19 protein-coding genes and 1 pseudogene are annotated in these 16,108 nt (G+C 56.8%); 16 read left to right on the forward strand and 4 right to left on the reverse strand.

Translation table 11 applies throughout. The annotated features are described in order from the left end of the window. Positions 1 to 64 precede the first annotated feature (64 nt). Together yedD and fliE are read right to left on the reverse strand one after the other, a co-directional pair. Complete coding sequence (gene yedD, locus NI40_RS14075) at positions 65 to 478, reverse strand: lipoprotein YedD (protein WP_039263781.1); 414 nt, start codon at positions 476 to 478, stop codon at positions 65 to 67. A 74-nt stretch (positions 479 to 552) separates the two neighbouring features. Next, positions 553 to 867: a flagellar hook-basal body complex protein FliE gene (gene fliE, locus NI40_RS14080; protein WP_008500329.1), complete on the reverse strand. Its 315-nt coding sequence runs from the start codon at positions 865 to 867 to the stop codon at positions 553 to 555. Between the two features lie 228 nt (positions 868 to 1,095). Here fliE and fliF point away from each other — a divergent pair, with 228 nt between their 5' ends. The 14 genes and pseudogenes from fliF to rcsA all read left to right on the forward strand — a co-directional run bounded on the left by fliF (position 1,096) and on the right by rcsA (position 12,630). Then, complete coding sequence (gene fliF / locus NI40_RS14085) at positions 1,096 to 2,775, forward strand: flagellar basal-body MS-ring/collar protein FliF (RefSeq protein ID WP_039263782.1); 1,680 nt, start codon at positions 1,096 to 1,098, stop codon at positions 2,773 to 2,775. Beyond that, positions 2,768 to 3,766, forward strand: a complete 999-nt coding sequence (gene fliG / locus NI40_RS14090; RefSeq protein WP_023312301.1) for a flagellar motor switch protein FliG — start codon at positions 2,768 to 2,770, stop codon at positions 3,764 to 3,766. The genes fliF and fliG overlap by 8 nt, the downstream gene beginning before the upstream one ends. After that, positions 3,759 to 4,466, forward strand: a complete 708-nt coding sequence (gene fliH, locus NI40_RS14095) for a flagellar assembly protein FliH (protein ID WP_023312302.1) — start codon at positions 3,759 to 3,761, stop codon at positions 4,464 to 4,466. The genes fliG and fliH overlap by 8 nt, the downstream gene beginning before the upstream one ends. Next, positions 4,466 to 5,836 carry a flagellar protein export ATPase FliI gene (gene fliI / locus NI40_RS14100; protein WP_023312303.1) on the forward strand — a complete coding sequence of 457 codons (1,371 nt, stop codon included), beginning with the start codon at positions 4,466 to 4,468 and terminating at the stop codon, positions 5,834 to 5,836. The genes fliH and fliI overlap by 1 nt, the downstream gene beginning before the upstream one ends. A gap of 21 nt (positions 5,837 to 5,857) precedes the next feature. Beyond that, complete coding sequence (fliJ, locus tag NI40_RS14105) at positions 5,858 to 6,301, forward strand: flagellar export protein FliJ (protein WP_023312304.1); 444 nt, start codon at positions 5,858 to 5,860, stop codon at positions 6,299 to 6,301. Next, the gene (fliK, locus tag NI40_RS14110; RefSeq protein WP_039263783.1) at positions 6,298 to 7,530 is read left to right on the forward strand and encodes a flagellar hook length control protein FliK; all 1,233 of its coding nucleotides are present in this window, start codon (positions 6,298 to 6,300) and stop codon (positions 7,528 to 7,530) included. The genes fliJ and fliK overlap by 4 nt, the downstream gene beginning before the upstream one ends. A 106-nt stretch (positions 7,531 to 7,636) precedes the next feature. Beyond that, positions 7,637 to 8,107 (forward strand): flagellar basal body-associated protein FliL, encoded by a 471-nt coding sequence (gene fliL, locus NI40_RS14115; RefSeq protein WP_023312306.1) that lies wholly within the window; start codon positions 7,637 to 7,639, stop codon positions 8,105 to 8,107. 4 nt (positions 8,108 to 8,111) lie between these two features. Further along, on the forward strand, positions 8,112 to 9,116 hold the full coding sequence (fliM, locus tag NI40_RS14120; protein WP_023336184.1) for a flagellar motor switch protein FliM: 1,005 nt from the start codon (positions 8,112 to 8,114) through the stop codon (positions 9,114 to 9,116). Then, entirely contained in the window at positions 9,113 to 9,526 is a 414-nt protein-coding gene (gene fliN / locus NI40_RS14125; RefSeq protein ID WP_023312308.1) for a flagellar motor switch protein FliN, read from the forward strand. The genes fliM and fliN overlap by 4 nt, the downstream gene beginning before the upstream one ends. Before the next feature lie 2 nt (positions 9,527 to 9,528). Beyond that, positions 9,529 to 9,903, forward strand: coding sequence for a flagellar biosynthetic protein FliO (gene fliO / locus NI40_RS14130; protein ID WP_023312309.1), 375 nt, complete (start codon positions 9,529 to 9,531; stop codon positions 9,901 to 9,903). After that, positions 9,903 to 10,640, forward strand: coding sequence for a flagellar type III secretion system pore protein FliP (fliP, locus tag NI40_RS14135; RefSeq protein ID WP_033145903.1), 738 nt, complete (start codon positions 9,903 to 9,905; stop codon positions 10,638 to 10,640). Before fliO ends, fliP begins: the two co-directional genes overlap by 1 nt. Positions 10,641 to 10,649: 9 nt before the next feature. Beyond that, entirely contained in the window at positions 10,650 to 10,919 is a 270-nt protein-coding gene (fliQ, locus tag NI40_RS14140) for a flagellar biosynthesis protein FliQ (RefSeq protein ID WP_008500315.1), read from the forward strand. Between the two features lie 7 nt (positions 10,920 to 10,926). Further along, a pseudogene (fliR, locus tag NI40_RS14145) lies at positions 10,927 to 11,719 on the forward strand (flagellar biosynthetic protein FliR); the annotation flags it as partial. Positions 11,720 to 12,006: 287 nt separating this feature from the next. Then, on the forward strand, positions 12,007 to 12,630 hold the full coding sequence (gene rcsA / locus NI40_RS14150) for a transcriptional regulator RcsA (protein WP_008500313.1): 624 nt from the start codon (positions 12,007 to 12,009) through the stop codon (positions 12,628 to 12,630). Positions 12,631 to 12,731: 101 nt separating this feature from the next. On the opposite strand, the gene dsrB is transcribed toward rcsA, so the two are convergent. After that, entirely contained in the window at positions 12,732 to 12,920 is a 189-nt protein-coding gene (gene dsrB / locus NI40_RS24135; protein WP_013097741.1) for a protein DsrB, read from the reverse strand. Positions 12,921 to 13,049: 129 nt separating this feature from the next. Here dsrB and yodD point away from each other — a divergent pair, with 129 nt between their 5' ends. After that, positions 13,050 to 13,277 carry a YodD family peroxide/acid resistance protein gene (gene yodD, locus NI40_RS14160; protein ID WP_008500310.1) on the forward strand — a complete coding sequence of 76 codons (228 nt, stop codon included), beginning with the start codon at positions 13,050 to 13,052 and terminating at the stop codon, positions 13,275 to 13,277. A gap of 301 nt (positions 13,278 to 13,578) precedes the next feature. Further along, the gene (locus tag NI40_RS14165) at positions 13,579 to 14,379 is read left to right on the forward strand and encodes a mannosyl-3-phosphoglycerate phosphatase-related protein (RefSeq protein WP_039263784.1); all 801 of its coding nucleotides are present in this window, start codon (positions 13,579 to 13,581) and stop codon (positions 14,377 to 14,379) included. On the opposite strand, the gene dgcQ is transcribed toward NI40_RS14165, so the two are convergent. Further along, positions 14,376 to 16,064 (reverse strand): cellulose biosynthesis regulator diguanylate cyclase DgcQ, encoded by a 1,689-nt coding sequence (dgcQ, locus tag NI40_RS14170; protein ID WP_039263785.1) that lies wholly within the window; start codon positions 16,062 to 16,064, stop codon positions 14,376 to 14,378. The two genes, NI40_RS14165 and dgcQ, sit on opposite strands and share 4 nt — an antisense overlap. Positions 16,065 to 16,108: the final 44 nt, after the last annotated feature.

The following is a 16,108-nucleotide window of genomic DNA, read 5'->3' on the forward strand; positions in this document are numbered from 1 at the left end:
TCTCCCACAGGGAGAGGGCGCAAACACCAAAAACGGCAACGAGGTTGCCGTTTTGCGTTTACCCTTAGGGTAGTTTACTCTCGAGCGGATTCTTGCTCAGGTAATCGGCACACTCAACCGTTGGACGGTCGACCTTCTGCAGCTCCAGCCCGTCATACTCCAGCGTCGAGCCATCGCGCTCCAGCGGATAGATATCCAGCTTACGCGTCACGTTGTAATAACTGTCTGAACGCAGCATGATTTTACCCGGCACGGCAATCACGCGCTGCCACTGACGGCAGTCCAGCGTATCGCCCTCTTCCGTCACCACCAGCGTGGCAATCGCCTTCGGGCTGACCATGTTGCTTTGCGGCCCTTTCGACTGCCAGTATCCCGCCAGATGCGCCGGGACAGGATGCTTGATCACGTCTTTATAATTATCGACCTGAACGCACCCGGTCAGTGCCAGCAGCGCGCCAGCAATTGCTATTTTTTTCATCATCTTTCCTGCATTCGAAGAAAAAAATATTGTGGCATTAAAGCGCTGCGGCTGCCAGCGAAGATCGAGAGGTCTTAAACCTGCATCCCCATGACTTCCTGATACGCAGACACCAGCTTGTTACGCACCTGGATCCCCATCTGCAGGGAAACCGAGGCTTTTTGCAAATCGGTCATCACATCATTCAGCGCCACGCCCGGCTCACCGAGGGTGAACTTTTCTGCCTGAGTGCGCGCGGCGGTCTGGGTATCACTGATACGGTCAAGAGCGGCATGCAGTTGCCCCGCGAAGCTGATGCTCGGCTGCTGATCTGCCACATTCTGATTACGGGCCGTCATCGCCGTTGCCTGCAACTGACTGATTACCCCTTCAATGCCCTGTATAGCCATGACTCTCCCCTGGATGGTTTTTTACGCGGTCAAGACTAACAGCTTGTCAATAAGATAATGGCGGTAAATAGCATGAAAAAACCAGGTTATTTGACGCATAGAAAATCACGAATCATCAAATAATGGCAGGGCCATCAATATGGAACTTTTGTCGTGTTTGCCGACCCGGGAGTCAGTTTTGTTTCTCTACACGAATAACGTAAACCACCAGGATTTAAGAGGTGCGCAATGAGTGCAACAGCATCGACAGCGCCGCAGAATAAATCACTCGAGTGGATGAACCGCCTTCGCGCGAATCCTAAAATCCCGTTGATCGTGGCAGGCGCTGCCGCAATTGCGATCCTTGTAGCGATGGTCCTGTGGGCGAAAAGCCCTGATTACCGGACGCTCTACAGCAACCTTTCCGATCAGGATGGCGGCGCCATCGTCACCCAGCTTACCCAGATGAACATCCCTTATCGCTTTGCCGATAACGGCGGTGCGCTTGAGGTACCGGCTGATAAGGTGCACGAACTGCGTCTGCGTCTGGCCCAGCAGGGGCTGCCGAAGGGCGGTGCGGTTGGCTTTGAGCTGCTGGATCAGGAAAAATTCGGTATCAGCCAGTTCAGCGAGCAGGTGAACTACCAGCGTGCGCTGGAAGGTGAACTGGCCCGCACCATTGAAACATTAGGCCCGGTGAAGAGTGCCCGCGTGCACCTGGCGATGCCTAAACCTTCTTTATTTGTCCGCGAACAGAAATCACCTTCGGCTTCCGTTACCGTGAACCTTGAACCCGGCCGCGCGCTGGACGAAGGTCAAATCAGCGCGGTGACGCACCTCGTTTCCAGCGCCGTTGCCGGTCTGCCGCCGGGTAACGTGACGCTGGTTGACCAAAGCGGTCACCTGCTGACGCAGTCCAATACCGCCGGTCGCGATCTGAATGATGCGCAGCTGAAGTATGCCGCCGATGTCGAAAGCCGACTCCAGCGCCGTATTGAAGCCATCCTCGGCCCGGTCGTGGGTAACAGCAACGTGCACGCGCAGGTAACCGCACAGATCGACTTCGCGAACAAAGAACAAACTGAAGAGCAGTACAGCCCGAACGGCGATGCGGCTCAGGCGGTGATGCGTTCACGCCAGATCAATTCGAACGAGCAGGTCGGCGGTGCCTACCCGGGCGGCGTGCCGGGCGCGCTGTCTAACCAGCCTGCCCCGGCTAACGCGGCACCGATCTCTACGCCGCCGGCCAATCAGCAGAACGGTCAGCAAAATAATCAGCAGACCACCTCAACGACCAGTAACACCGGTCCGCGCACCAGCAGCCGTAACGAAACCACGAACTACGAAGTGGATCGGACGATTCGCCACACTAAACTGAACGTGGGCGATATTCAGCGTCTTTCCGTTGCGGTAGTGGTGAACTACAAAACGCTGGCGGACGGCAAACCGCTGCCGTTGACTGCCGAGCAGATGAAGCAGATTGAAAACCTGACCCGTGAAGCGATGGGTTACTCCGAGAAGCGCGGCGATACCCTCAACGTGGTGAACTCACCGTTCAACTCGGTTGATGAGACCGGCGGTGAACTGCCGTTCTGGCAACAGCAGGCGTTTATCGACCAGCTGATGTCCGCAGGACGCTGGCTGCTGGTGCTGATTGTCGCGTGGCTGCTGTGGCGTAAGGGCGTTCGTCCGCAGCTCCAGCGCCGTGCTGAAGCCGAAAAAGCGGCTCGCGAACAGATGAACACGCGTCAGGAAACGGAAGAAGCGGTTGAAGTGCGCCTCAGCAAAGATGAACAGATACAGCAGCGTCGTGCTAACCAGCGCATGGGCGCTGAGGTCATGAGCCAGCGCATTCGCGAAATGTCAGATAACGATCCGCGCGTCGTGGCGCTGGTCATCCGCCAGTGGATGGGTAACGAACATGAGTAATACGCTTACGGGCACCGATAAAAGCGTCATCCTGCTGATGACCATTGGCGAAGATCGTGCGGCAGAGGTGTTTAAACATCTCTCCCAGCGAGAAGTGCAAATTCTCAGTGCGGCCATGGCCAACGTGCGTCAGATCTCCAACAAGCAGCTGACCGAAGTGCTGGCAGAGTTTGAACAGGAAGCCGAACAGTTTGCCGCGCTCAACATCAACGCCAACGACTACCTCCGCTCCGTGCTGGTCAAGGCGCTGGGCGAAGAGCGTGCCTCCAGCCTGCTGGAAGACATTCTGGAAACGCGCGATACCGCCAGCGGTATCGAAACGCTCAACTTTATGGAGCCGCAGAGCGCCGCCGACCTTATCCGCGACGAGCACCCGCAGATTATCGCCACCATCCTTGTCCACCTCAAACGTGGTCAGGCGGCCGATATTCTGGCCCTGTTCGAAGAGCGCCTGCGTCACGATGTGATGCTGCGTATCGCGACCTTCGGCGGCGTCCAGCCGGCCGCGCTGGCGGAGCTGACCGAAGTACTGAACAACCTGCTCGACGGTCAGAACCTCAAGCGCAGCAAAATGGGCGGCGTGAGAACGGCGGCGGAAATCATCAACCTGATGAAAACGCAGCAGGAAGAGGCCGTCATTACGGCGGTTCGCGAATTCGACGGCGAGCTGGCACAGAAAATCATCGACGAGATGTTCCTGTTCGAAAACCTCGTGGAAGTGGACGACCGCAGCATCCAGCGCCTGCTCCAGGAAGTGGATTCCGAGTCGCTGCTTATCGCCCTCAAAGGCGCCGAGCAGCCGCTGCGCGAGAAGTTCCTGCGCAACATGTCTCAGCGTGCGGCCGATATCCTGCGCGACGACCTTGCCAACCGCGGCCCGGTTCGTCTGTCTCAGGTGGAAAACGAACAGAAAGCCATTCTGCTTATTGTTCGTCGTCTGGCGGAAACCGGCGAGATGGTGATTGGCAGCGGAGACGACACCTATGTCTAATGAGCTGCCCTGGAAGCGCTGGACGCCGGACGATCTGGCGCCTCCCCTCTCCGAGTTCACGCCGGCCGTCATCGCAACCGAAGAGCTTGACCCTGACGTCGAGCAGCCCGAGCTGACCGAAGAGGAGCAGCAGGCCCAGATGCTGGCGCAGCTGCAAATGCAGGCGCACGAGCAGGGCTATAACGCCGGTCTGAATGAAGGCCGCCAGAAAGGCCACGAGCAGGGGTATCAGGAAGGTCTGGCGAAAGGGTTAGAGCACGGTATCGATCAGGCGCGCCAGCAGCAGGCGCCGATCCATGCCCGCATGCAGCAGCTGGTCAGCGAGTTCCAGCACACCCTGGACGCGCTGGACAGCGTGATTGCCTCGCGACTGATGCAGATGGCGCTGGAAGCCGCGCGTCAGGTCATCGGCCAGACGCCCGTGGTGGATAACACCGCGCTTATCAAACAAATTCAGGGTCTGCTTCAGCAGGAGCCGCTGTTCAGCGGGAAACCTCAGCTGCGCGTCCATCCGGACGACCTGCAGCGCGTTGAAGAGAGCCTGGGCGCGACGCTTAACCTGCACGGCTGGCGCCTGCGCGGCGACCCGTCGCTACATCACGGCGGCTGCAAAGTCTCTGCCGATGAAGGCGATCTGGATGCCAGCGTCGCCACCCGCTGGCAGGAACTGTGCCGCCTGGCGGCACCGGGAGTCGTCTGATGACCGCGCGCCTCACCCGCTGGCTCACCACGCTCGACAACTTTGAGACGAAGATGGCGCTACTGCCATCTGTTCGTCGTTATGGGCGACTGACGCGCGCCACCGGCCTGGTTCTCGAAGCCACCGGCCTGCAGCTTCCGCTGGGCGCGACCTGCGTCATTGAGCGTCAGGATGGTCTGGAAACGCGTGAAGTTGAAAGCGAAGTGGTCGGGTTTAACGGCCAGCGCCTGTTCCTGATGCCGCTTGAAGAGGTGGAAGGCATTCTGCCCGGCGCGCGCGTGTATGCCAAAAACATTTCTGGCGACGGGCTGCAAAGCGGGAAGCAGCTGCCGCTTGGCCCTGCCCTGCTGGGCCGCGTGCTGGACGGCAGCGGGAAACCGCTCGACGGGCTGCCCTCCCCGGACACCACCGAAACCGGCGCGCTGATCACCCAACCGTTCAACCCCCTGCAGCGTACCCCTATCGAGCATGTGCTGGATACCGGCGTGCGCCCGATTAACGCCCTGCTGACCGTGGGTCGCGGGCAGCGTATGGGACTGTTCGCCGGGTCAGGCGTGGGCAAATCCGTCCTGCTCGGCATGATGGCGCGCTATACCCAGGCCGACGTGATCGTCGTGGGGCTGATCGGTGAACGTGGTCGTGAAGTAAAAGACTTTATTGAAAACATTCTGGGTGCGGAAGGCCGCGCCCGCTCGGTGGTGATCGCCGCACCGGCAGACGTGTCGCCGCTGCTGCGCATGCAGGGTGCCGCATATGCCACCCGTATCGCCGAAGATTTTCGTGACCGCGGCAAGCACGTGCTGCTGATCATGGATTCCCTGACCCGTTACGCGATGGCGCAGCGTGAAATCGCGCTGGCCATCGGTGAGCCACCGGCGACCAAAGGCTACCCGCCTTCGGTATTCGCCAAACTCCCTGCGCTGGTGGAACGCGCGGGGAACGGCATCAGCGGCGGCGGCTCCATCACCGCGTTCTATACGGTACTGACGGAAGGCGATGACCAGCAGGACCCGATTGCCGACTCCGCGCGCGCGATCCTTGACGGTCATATTGTGCTGTCGCGCCGTCTGGCCGAAGCCGGGCACTACCCGGCCATCGATATTGAAGCCTCTATCAGCCGCGCAATGACGGCGCTGATAACCGAGAAGCACTACGCCCGCGTGCGTAACTTCAAACAACTGCTTTCCAGCTTCCAGCGCAACCGCGATCTGGTCAGCGTGGGGGCGTATGCCAAAGGCAGCGACCCGATGCTCGACAAGGCGATTAGCCTGTGGCCGCAGCTGGAGGCATTTTTGCAACAAGGCATTTTTGAACGCGCCGACTGGGAAGATTCAATTCAGGCACTGGAGCTGATTTTCCCGCAGGTGTAACACAGGTGGAGGGCGAAGGTCATGGCGCAAAACAGCGCGTTATCAACGCTGAAAGATCTGGCTGAAAAAGAAGTTGATGATGCCGCATTGCAGCTAGGCGCAATGCGACGCGGGTGCCAGCAGGCTGAAGAACAGTTGAAGATGTTGATCGACTATCAGCATGAATATCGCACCAACCTCAATACCGATATGACACAGGGCATTGGAAGCCAGCGCTGGATTAACTATCAGCAGTTTATCCAGACGCTGGAGAAGGCGATAGATCAGCATCGCCAGCAGCTTAACCAGTGGACCCAGAAAGTCGATACCGCGCTGAATTTCTGGCGCGAGAAGAAGCAGCGACTGCAGGCCTGGCAGACTTTACAGGACAGACAGATCGCGGCAACGACCCTGGCGGAAAACCGTCTGGATCAGAAGAAAATGGATGAGTTTGCCCAGCGCGCATCAATGAGGAAACCGGAATGATCACACTGCAACAACTGCTGATGAGCGACAGCGACCTGTCAGGCGGCACGCAAACGGGGAAAGGCACCGACGGTGCACAGGACTTTCTCTCTCTGCTGGCGGGCGCCCTCTCGGACGCAACGGGCAAGGGCAAAGATGCGCCGCTGACCCTGGCTGACCTGAAAGCCGCCGGCAGTAAACTGTCAAAAGTGGCTCAGGACGCCAAAGGGGATACCACCCTGCAGGCCAAAATTGCCGACCTGCTCTCGCGCCAGACCGCGCTGAACGGCGATGAAACGTCGCCCGTCACGTCGCTTGATACGCTGGTTTCCGGGCTGGTGCCGCTGTCTAAAGGCGACGCGCTGAAGACGCTCAATGCGGCGAACAGCAAAGATGACGGTAAGAGCGAGCTGAGCGAAGAAGAGCTGGCCGGATTAAGCGCGCTGATGGCGATGCTGCCGCACCAGCAGCAAACTACCGCCTCTCGCGCGGCAGGCAGCGAGGGCGTTTCCGCCACCTCAACGCTGAATTCCGCGACGCTTTCAAACGGCGCGGGCCAACCGTCCCTGAACGCGTCTGCGGGAAGCCACGATAAAGCGCAGAGTGCTACGCCTTATCAGAACCAGGTGAAAAATCACGAGCCGGCCCTGCAGGGCAACGCGCCTGCTACACCGACCGTGGCCGCGGCGGCAGAGAAGCAGGAGCTCGCCAGTTCGTCCTCATCATCATCACCAACAGCTACTCTGGCACCGATTATGTCCAGCCATGCGACCAGTCAGACGGCCGCCACCCTCGCCAGCGCGCCGGTATTAAGCCAGCCTCTGGGGACCCACGAATGGCAGCAGTCCCTGAGCCAGCACATCACCCTGTTCACTAAGCAGGGCCAGCAGACGGCAGAGCTGCGCCTGCACCCGGAAGATCTGGGTCAGGTGCAAATTTCGCTTAAGCTGGATGATAACCAGGCCCAGCTGCAGATGGTCTCTGCGCACAGCCACGTCCGTGCGGCACTGGAAGCCGCGCTGCCGGTACTGCGGACCTCACTGGCGGAAAACGGCATTCAGCTTGCGCAGAGCAGCGTCAGCAGCGAGAGCTTCGCCGGGCAGCAGCAGTCTTCATCCCAGCAGCAGCACCAGGCTTCGCGTTCCGGCAACACCGGCGGTTTTAATGAAGAGAGCGATGAGTTACTGCCTGTTCCTGCCGCCCTGCAGTCCGCAGCGCGCGGTAACAGTGCCGTAGACATCTTCGCCTAAACGCCAGAGGTAGCGTGATTATCCCCGTCTTTTCCACGCTTTGACGACAGCAGGACACGGGATAATCACCTTATTAAGCTGTACCGAAACAGGAAGCTCGTATCAGATGACTGACTCCGCTATCACCAAAAAAAGTAAGCGTTCCATCTGGATCCCGCTGCTGGTGTTGATCACGCTCGCCGCCTGCGCTACCGCGGGCTATAGTTACTGGCGTATGCAGCAGGAACCGACCACCGCTGCAGCCAAAGCTGAAGCACCGCCTCCGCCGGCTCCAGTGTTCTTCCCGCTGGATACCTTCACCGTCAATCTGGGTGATGCGGATCGCGTGCTTTATGTTGGCATTACGCTGCGCCTGAAAGATGAAGCCACCCGTTCACGTCTGAACGATTACCTTCCTGAAGTGCGTAGCCGCCTTCTGCTGCTGTTCTCTCGTCAGGACGCTTCGGCGCTGGCTACCGATGTGGGTAAGCAAAAGCTGGTCGACGCCATTAAACAAACGCTGGCGACCCCGCTGGTAAACGGCCAACCTAAGCAGGAAGTCACTGACGTTCTGTATACAGCATTCATTCTGCGGTAACGACATGGGCGACAGTATTCTTTCTCAGGCAGAAATCGATGCGCTGCTCAACGGCGACAGCGATAACAATGATGATCCTAAACCGGGTATTGGCGGCGATAGCGATATTCGTCCCTATGACCCGAATACCCAGCGTCGCGTGGTACGTGAACGTCTGCAGGCGCTGGAGATCATTAACGAACGTTTTGCACGTCAGTTCCGTATGGGGCTGTTTAACCTGCTGCGTCGTAGCCCGGATATTACGGTGGGTGCGATCCGCATTCAGCCGTATCATGAGTTTGCCCGCAACCTGCCGGTGCCAACCAACCTTAACCTGATTCATCTGAAGCCGCTGCGCGGCACCGGTCTGGTGGTGTTTTCGCCAAGCCTGGTGTTCATCGCGGTGGATAACCTGTTCGGCGGCGACGGGCGTTTCCCGACCAAAGTAGAAGGTCGTGAATTCACCCATACCGAACAGCGCGTCATTAACCGCATGCTGAAGCTGGCGCTGGAATCTTACAGCGACGCGTGGAAAGCGATTAACCCGCTGGAAGTGGAGTACGTCCGTTCTGAGATGCAGGTGAAATTTACCAATATCACCACCTCCCCGAACGATATCGTCGTTAACACGCCGTTCCACGTGGAGATCGGTAACCTGACCGGCGAGTTCAACATCTGCCTGCCGTTCAGCATGATCGAACCGCTGCGCGAGCTGCTGGTGAACCCGCCGCTGGAGAACTCCCGCAACGAAGACCAGAACTGGCGTGAAAACCTGGTCCGCCAGGTCCAGCATTCGCAGCTTGAGCTGGTGGCGAGCTTCGCCGATATCCCGCTGCGGTTATCTCAGATCCTGAAATTACAACCCGGTGATGTTTTGCCGATAGAAAAACCCGACCGCATTATTGCCCATGTGGATGGTGTCCCCGTGCTGACAAGCCAGTACGGCACGATTAACGGTCAGTATGCGTTACGCGTTGAGCACTTGATCAACCCGATTTTGAATTCGCTGAATGAGGAACAGCCCAAATGAGTGACATGAACAATCCGTCCGATGAGAACAGCGGAGCACTGGACGATCTGTGGGCTGACGCGTTAAACGAGCAAAAAGCACCCCCGGCCAAAAGTGCAGCGGATGCCGTATTCCAGCAGCTCGGCGGCGGTGACGTCAGCGGCACGCTGCAGGACATCGACCTGATTATGGATATCCCGGTTAAGCTGACCGTTGAGCTGGGACGCACCCGCATGACCATTAAAGAGCTGCTGCGCCTGACGCAGGGTTCCGTGGTGGCCCTTGACGGTCTGGCCGGCGAGCCGCTGGATATTCTGATCAACGGTTATCTGATTGCCCAGGGTGAAGTGGTGGTGGTTGCCGATAAATACGGCGTACGCATCACCGACATCATTACCCCGTCTGAACGTATGCGTCGTCTGAGCCGTTAAGCATGAAAACCCAGGCAACAATATCACAGCCTTCTGCCGTTCCCGGCTCGCCTCTGCTCCAGGTGAGCGGGGCATTGTTCGGTATTATTGCCTTTATTCTTATCGCCGCCTGGCTGGCGAAACGCTTTGGCCTGGCGGGTAAAACCGCCGGTGCCCGCGGCCTGAAGGTCAGCGCCAGCACCACGCTGGGTCCACGCGAGCGCGTGGTCATCGTCGAGGTAGACGATGCGCGCCTGGTCCTGGGCGTCACGGCCTCAAACATCAGCGTATTACATAAGCTGCCGCCCGCCCCTGTTGTGGTGGACGAGCGCGCAGACGCCCCTGCGGATTTTCAGTCCGTCATGAAGAGTTTGCTTAAGCGTTCCGGGAGATCCTGATGCGCCGTTTGTTATCCCTGACGCTTGCGGGCGTTGGCCTGTTTGCTCCCGCGGTCTATGCACAGCTGCCCGGTCTGGTCTCCACCCCTCTCGCGGGCGGCGGACAAAGCTGGTCGCTTCCGGTGCAGACGCTGGTGTTCATCACCTCGCTGACGTTTATTCCGGCCATCCTGCTGATGATGACCAGCTTCACCCGCATCATCATCGTCTTTGGTCTGCTGCGAAACGCGCTGGGAACCCCTTCCGCGCCGCCAAACCAGGTTCTGCTGGGGCTGGCGCTGTTTTTGACCTTTTTCATTATGTCGCCGGTTATCGACAAGATTTATACCGACGCCTATCAGCCGTTCAGCGAAGACAAAATCTCCATGCAGGAGGCGCTGGATAAAGGCGCTCAGCCGCTGCGAGAGTTTATGCTGCGTCAGACGCGCGAAGCCGACCTGGCCCTCTTTGCCCGCCTGTCCAACACCGGCGAGATGCAGGGACCGGAAGCGGTGCCAATGCGTATTCTTCTGCCTGCCTATGTCACCAGCGAGCTGAAAACCGCGTTCCAGATTGGCTTTACCATCTTTATTCCGTTCCTGATTATCGACCTGGTGATCGCCAGCGTCCTGATGGCGCTCGGGATGATGATGGTGCCGCCCGCGACCATTGCCCTGCCCTTTAAGATCATGCTCTTTGTACTGGTCGACGGCTGGCAGCTGCTGGTCAGTTCGCTGGCGCAGAGTTTCTACAGTTAAGGAACGGCAATGACACCCGAATCGGTCATGATGATGGGCACGGAAGCGATGAAAATCGCGATTGCCGTTGCCGCGCCGCTGCTGCTTGTCGCGCTGGTTACCGGTCTGATTATCAGTATCCTGCAGGCCGCCACGCAGATTAACGAAATGACGCTGTCGTTCATCCCGAAAATCATCGCCGTGTTCGTGGCGATTATCGTGGCCGGGCCGTGGATGCTGAACCTGTTGCTGGACTATATGCGCAACCTGTTTACCAATCTGCCGTACATCATCGGCTGACCTGACGATGCTGCACTTCACCAGCGACCAGTGGGTTCAGTGGCTCGGCGTCTATTTTTGGCCGATGCTGCGCATCATGGCGCTGATATCCACCGCCCCGATTCTCAGTGAGAAATCGATACCCAAGCGCGTCAAGGTGGGGCTGGGCATTATCATCTCCATTATCGTCGCGCCCTCTCTTCCCCCCGTGGATATTCCGATCTTCTCGGCGAACGCGGTGTGGGTGGCCCTGCAGCAGGTGATGATTGGCGTCGCCGTCGGCTTTACCATGCAGCTCGCCTTTGCCGCGGTGCGTACCGCAGGGGAACTGATCGGTCTGCAGATGGGGCTATCGTTCGCCACGTTTGTTGACCCTGGCAGTCATCTCAACATGCCCGTGCTGGCGCGTATTATCGATCTGCTCGCCATGCTGCTGTTCCTGTCGTTCAACGGCCATCTCTGGCTTATCTCCATGCTGGTGGATACGTTCCATACGCTGCCGATTGGCGAAAATCCGGTGAACAGCAACGCTTTCCTCGCGCTTACCCGCGCTGCGGGGCTGATTTTCCTCAACGGGCTGATGCTGGCGCTGCCGATCATCACCCTGCTGCTGACCGTCAACCTGGCGTTAGGTTTACTCAACCGAATGGCGCCGCAGCTTTCGGTGTTTGTCATTGGTTTTCCGCTGACGCTGACGGTTGGGATTTTATTAATGTCATTACTGATGCCACTTATCGCTCCCTTCTGTGAACATTTATTCGGCGAGATATTCAACCTGTTAGCGGATATTGTCAGCGAGCTGCCACGTAAATAATAGCCCTCACTGTTGCTATTGTCTTTCTGAGGATATTCCTAAAATAAAACGCGTAAAACATCTTCCAGGATATATCTGACGCGGTTTAATTGTTTCTAACCATCTCACAATACTTAATATTTACTTTACTTTAAGAAGATTCCTGGCAAATTATACGTAACTTTACGGGATAGTGAGTCCGCCTGAAAGTCTTTGTCATGCTCACAGGTTTATTATTTTTTTCCATCCCGTATGGCTGTTTTGAGCTCTCAGGCAGATGGTGAATTATCGTTACGCATTGAGTGAGGGTATGCCATGTCAACGATCATTATGGATTTATGCAGCTACACCCGGCTAGGGTTAACCGGGTACCTGGCAAGCAGAGGGGTAAGAAAGAGAGACATCAACGATGCACACACCGTTGACGAACTCGCAGCCGCTTGTGACGAACTAAAACCAGGCGTGGTGTTTATTAATGAGGACTGTTTCATTCACGATCCAGCCAACAGTCAGCACATTAAGCAAATCATTAATCAGCATCCAAAAACCCTGTTTATTGTTTTTATGGCGATCGCGAATATCCATTTCGATGAGTATTTGTTGGTCCGTAAAAATTTATTGATCAGTTCTAAATCGATTAAACCCGAGTCGCTGGATGACATTCTGGGTGATTATTTGAATAAAGAAGTTAAAAATGTAGGAGCGGTTAACTTACCCACCCTATCATTAAGCAGGACTGAATCAAGTATGCTGCGAATGTGGATGGCGGGACAAGGAACTATTCAGATCTCTGACCAGATGAATATTAAAGCGAAAACCGTTTCGTCACACAAAGGAAATATTAAAAGGAAAATTAAAACGCATAATAAGCAAGTGATCTACCACGTGGTACGCCTGACCGATAATGTGACGAACGGGATTTTCGTCAACATGCGTTAGTCGCTTAAGACCTGTGCACCCTACCTTTGATCTCTGGCCTGGCCAGAGATTTTTGCTTCTGGAGAGGGTGTCGGGCACGCGCTGTGCTACCCGACGCCGTGCTACTCCGCCTTCTCGACAAAAATGCCGTCCGGATGCCCCAGTTCGTTAAAAAACCAGATGCCGAGCGGGTAGTCTTCAAGCGATACCAGGTACATTGTGCCTTCGCTAAACTCTTCAATTGCCAGCACCACACCCGGGCGGCGCGGCCCACCGTCCGTTTTAACGGTTACCCGATCGTTGACCTTCATACATTCCTCCTCTGGTTTTGAGCCAGTGTAGAACAAAACGCAAAAACGCACATCGCCGCCCGGCGTGATTGGCGTTTTTATACACAGTCTATACTTACTGTTGGACACGGCTGAAAGAGGAACCCCGTAATGAAGACCGATAAAGAGTACAGCGACACCATCAAGCGCGAAGTCGAGGTGGATGTCGATGCCCTGCTGGCCGCCATCAATGAGATCAGTGAGTCAGAAGTCCGCCGGTCGGACGACAATTCGGACCGCGTCATTGTCAACGGAAGGGATTATCACACCTATCGCGAGCTGGCGGAGGCCTTCGAGCTTGATATTCACGACTTTAGCGTGTCTGAAGCCAATCGGTAGGGCGAAAAAAATCCCGGCCATGGGGATGACCAGGATCAAAACTTGCTTATGCAAGAAGCACTTGAAAATTCGTTACACCAGGAAATCTGATGTACATGCCACACTATCCCCAACGAATTTGGCTGACAAGCATATATTCTTACGATGAATATAATATTTTTAACATAATGCTTTTTGTTATGAGCAATAACACACGCCGAATGCGGGTTTGCCAGGAGCATTCCACTTTTCTCCGGTTTTCGCCTTACTTATTTTTTAGGAATTTTCTTAGAGCGAGACGCATCTGTTACCAGGAGTCGCTATGCCTTCACTGCGGGATACATTGCTGATTTTCTCTGACCTGGATGGTTCACTGCTGGATATTCACACCTATGAGTGGCAACCCGCCATGCCCTGGCTGGACAGGCTGCTGGATAATCAGGTTCCGGTCATTCTTTGCAGCAGCAAGACCGCGGCAGAGATGCTCGATCTCCAGCTGGATCTGGGGCTGGAAGGCTTGCCTTTTATTGCCGAGAACGGCGCGGTGATTCAGCCTGACGTGCGCTGGGATAAGGTTCAGCGCCAGATAAGGGGGCTGACGCACCGGGATATTCGCCCGCGAATCGAACAAATTCGCCTGCAGACGGGCTATAAATTCACCACCTTTGACGACGTGGATGAGCACGTTATCAGCGAGTGGACCGGACTGACGCGCTACCGTTCGGCGCTTGCCCGCAAGCATGAAGCGTCCGTCACGCTCATCTGGCGCGATACCGACGAGAAACTGGTCCAGTTTGAAGAGGAGCTGGCGAATGTCGGCCTGAAATGCCTGCAGGGCGCGCGCTTCTGGCATGTTCTGGACGCTCGCTGCGGCAAAGACGTTGCGGTGAACTGGCTGATTGAGCAATACCGCGAGCTGGAAGAGATTGAACCCACCACGCTGGGGCTCGGCGACGGTCCCAATGATGCGCCCCTGCTCGACAGTGTTGACTTCGCGGTGGTGATTAAGGGCATTAACCGCCAGGGCATCACGCTACGGGACGATAACCCTGCCCGGGTTTATCACACCCGGCAGCCCGGCCCGGCGGGCTGGCAGGAGGGGCTGGATCACTTCCTCTCCTAATCCCGCCAGACGACCCGGTTACGCCCGCTCTGTTTGGCCTGATACAGCCGGACGTCCGCCACGGACTGCAGCTGTTCAAACTCGTAGTTACCCGCTTCATCCGCGCTGCTGACCCCCAGCGACGCGCTGACGCGCAGGGTCGTGCTCTTCTTCACCAGGATCTCCTTACTGTTGATCCGGCAACGTATACGGTCCGCGACGCTTCTCGCCTCCTCCAGACCAATCCCCGGCAGGACGACGCAAAACTCTTCCCCGCCTACACGCCCTGCCACATCATTCTTGCGTAACGCGCTGGCAATCAGTCCTGCCGTGTGGGAGAGCACCTTATCCCCGGCCTGATGGCCGAAGCGGTCGTTGATATTTTTAAAATGGTCGAGATCGATCTGTATCACCGAGAACGGCAGCGACTGCTGGCGACAGGTTTCCGCCAGCAATTTTGCGCGGTCGAACAGCGCGCCGCGATTATTCAGGCGGGTAAGCGGGTCATGCCAGGCCTGCCACTGGAGCGAGTGCTGAAGCGTATACATGTTACTCACCATGCGGCGGATCACCAGCCACGAGATCAACAGCATGGCGGTAAAGAGCGCCCACATCAGCGCCAGCACGATACTGATGCTGCCGAAGTCGTCCTGTACCCCTTCGTGCAGGGTGTGGATCCGCAGAACAACGCCGTCGAAGTGATCGAGCCGCTCCCAGCTGACAAAACGGCTTCCGAGGCGGATCCCGCCGCCGGTGGCGTGCTCAATCGCCTGCGCAATCTGCGCCGTTTCGCGTTCGTCAAAATGATTAACCGCATTTCCCGTATGGGCAGAAGTGGCAATCATATTGAGCCGGGTATCGTACAGCTGATACTCCCCTTCCGTTCGGTCTTCGGTCGCATCGGCCAGCAGGCGCTGCATGGTGCCCAACGTAAAATCCATCGCCACGACGCCATACCAGTAATGATCGAAATAGATGGGAACGCTGGCGGTGATCATACGTTCATCATTGGTCCAGGAGGAGGGGGTGGAGATGAACCAGCGCACCGCGCGAGCGCGATTGTTCCGCTCTGACTGCTGGGTAAACCAGGACTGCGTGACAAGATGGTAATAGCGGGAGGTAATGTCGCCCGCCTGGTCCGGCGTATCGGTGGAAATGAAAAACCCGGCGCGGGAGACGTAGATCACGCGCGCTTCCGTTTGTGCTCTGGACGACGCCAGCCTGAGCAGATACCCCACTTCGAGCGTGGCAGAAATCTCGTGGCTGAGGCGTTCGGCGTCACGATTCAGAAATGTGGTTTTCTCGACGAAGGCATCCGAGACACCGTTAATGGGAAGGGTGCGTTTTTTATCAACGGCAAGCTGCCAGGTGGGGAGCATGCGGACTGAGCTAAAGCGTGACACCGCATTCTGGAGGACATCAAATGCCAGCGGCGTCTGGATCGCATCATGCATGCCCTGACGGAACAACAGCATCCTGTCGACGCTGTTCTGCAGCTGCCTGTCCAGCGAACTGGCGACCGTATCCAGATGATTACGCTGGCTGGAGATGTACGCTTCTTCCAGTACCACCACTTCACGCCAGGTCAGTAGAGTCGAAAATACCAGAACAACCAGGAAACAGAGATTAACAATCAACCCCGGATTGCTACGCTTATGCAGCCATTGCAAAAAAGATTGTCTTACAACAAAGGTATCGCGCTGCACACACACTCCCTGATCGCTGCCTTACACCCGGTACTGGAGATAAA

This window comes from Enterobacter sp. E20, from assembly GCF_000801755.2.
Lineage (GTDB): Bacteria > Pseudomonadota > Gammaproteobacteria > Enterobacterales > Enterobacteriaceae > Enterobacter > Enterobacter asburiae_B.

Coding starts and splice junctions, on each gene's coding strand:
- fliM (WP_023336184.1), top strand. CDS start 8,112: ATGGGCGACAGTATTCTTTCTCAGGCAGAAATCGATGCGCTGCTCAAC.
- fliF (WP_039263782.1), top strand. CDS start 1,096: ATGAGTGCAACAGCATCGACAGCGCCGCAGAATAAATCACTCGAGTGG.
- fliI (WP_023312303.1), top strand. CDS start 4,466: ATGACCGCGCGCCTCACCCGCTGGCTCACCACGCTCGACAACTTTGAG.
- yodD (WP_008500310.1), top strand. CDS start 13,050: ATGAAGACCGATAAAGAGTACAGCGACACCATCAAGCGCGAAGTCGAG.
- fliG (WP_023312301.1), top strand. CDS start 2,768: ATGAGTAATACGCTTACGGGCACCGATAAAAGCGTCATCCTGCTGATG.
- fliK (WP_039263783.1), top strand. CDS start 6,298: ATGATCACACTGCAACAACTGCTGATGAGCGACAGCGACCTGTCAGGC.
- yedD (WP_039263781.1), bottom strand. CDS start 478: ATGAAAAAAATAGCAATTGCTGGCGCGCTGCTGGCACTGACCGGGTGC.
- fliQ (WP_008500315.1), top strand. CDS start 10,650: ATGACACCCGAATCGGTCATGATGATGGGCACGGAAGCGATGAAAATC.
- fliP (WP_033145903.1), top strand. CDS start 9,903: ATGCGCCGTTTGTTATCCCTGACGCTTGCGGGCGTTGGCCTGTTTGCT.
- fliJ (WP_023312304.1), top strand. CDS start 5,858: ATGGCGCAAAACAGCGCGTTATCAACGCTGAAAGATCTGGCTGAAAAA.
- fliL (WP_023312306.1), top strand. CDS start 7,637: ATGACTGACTCCGCTATCACCAAAAAAAGTAAGCGTTCCATCTGGATC.
- fliE (WP_008500329.1), bottom strand. CDS start 867: ATGGCTATACAGGGCATTGAAGGGGTAATCAGTCAGTTGCAGGCAACG.
- rcsA (WP_008500313.1), top strand. CDS start 12,007: ATGTCAACGATCATTATGGATTTATGCAGCTACACCCGGCTAGGGTTA.
- fliO (WP_023312309.1), top strand. CDS start 9,529: ATGAAAACCCAGGCAACAATATCACAGCCTTCTGCCGTTCCCGGCTCG.
- dsrB (WP_013097741.1), bottom strand. CDS start 12,920: ATGAAGGTCAACGATCGGGTAACCGTTAAAACGGACGGTGGGCCGCGC.
- fliN (WP_023312308.1), top strand. CDS start 9,113: ATGAGTGACATGAACAATCCGTCCGATGAGAACAGCGGAGCACTGGAC.
- NI40_RS14165 (WP_039263784.1), top strand. CDS start 13,579: ATGCCTTCACTGCGGGATACATTGCTGATTTTCTCTGACCTGGATGGT.
- fliH (WP_023312302.1), top strand. CDS start 3,759: ATGTCTAATGAGCTGCCCTGGAAGCGCTGGACGCCGGACGATCTGGCG.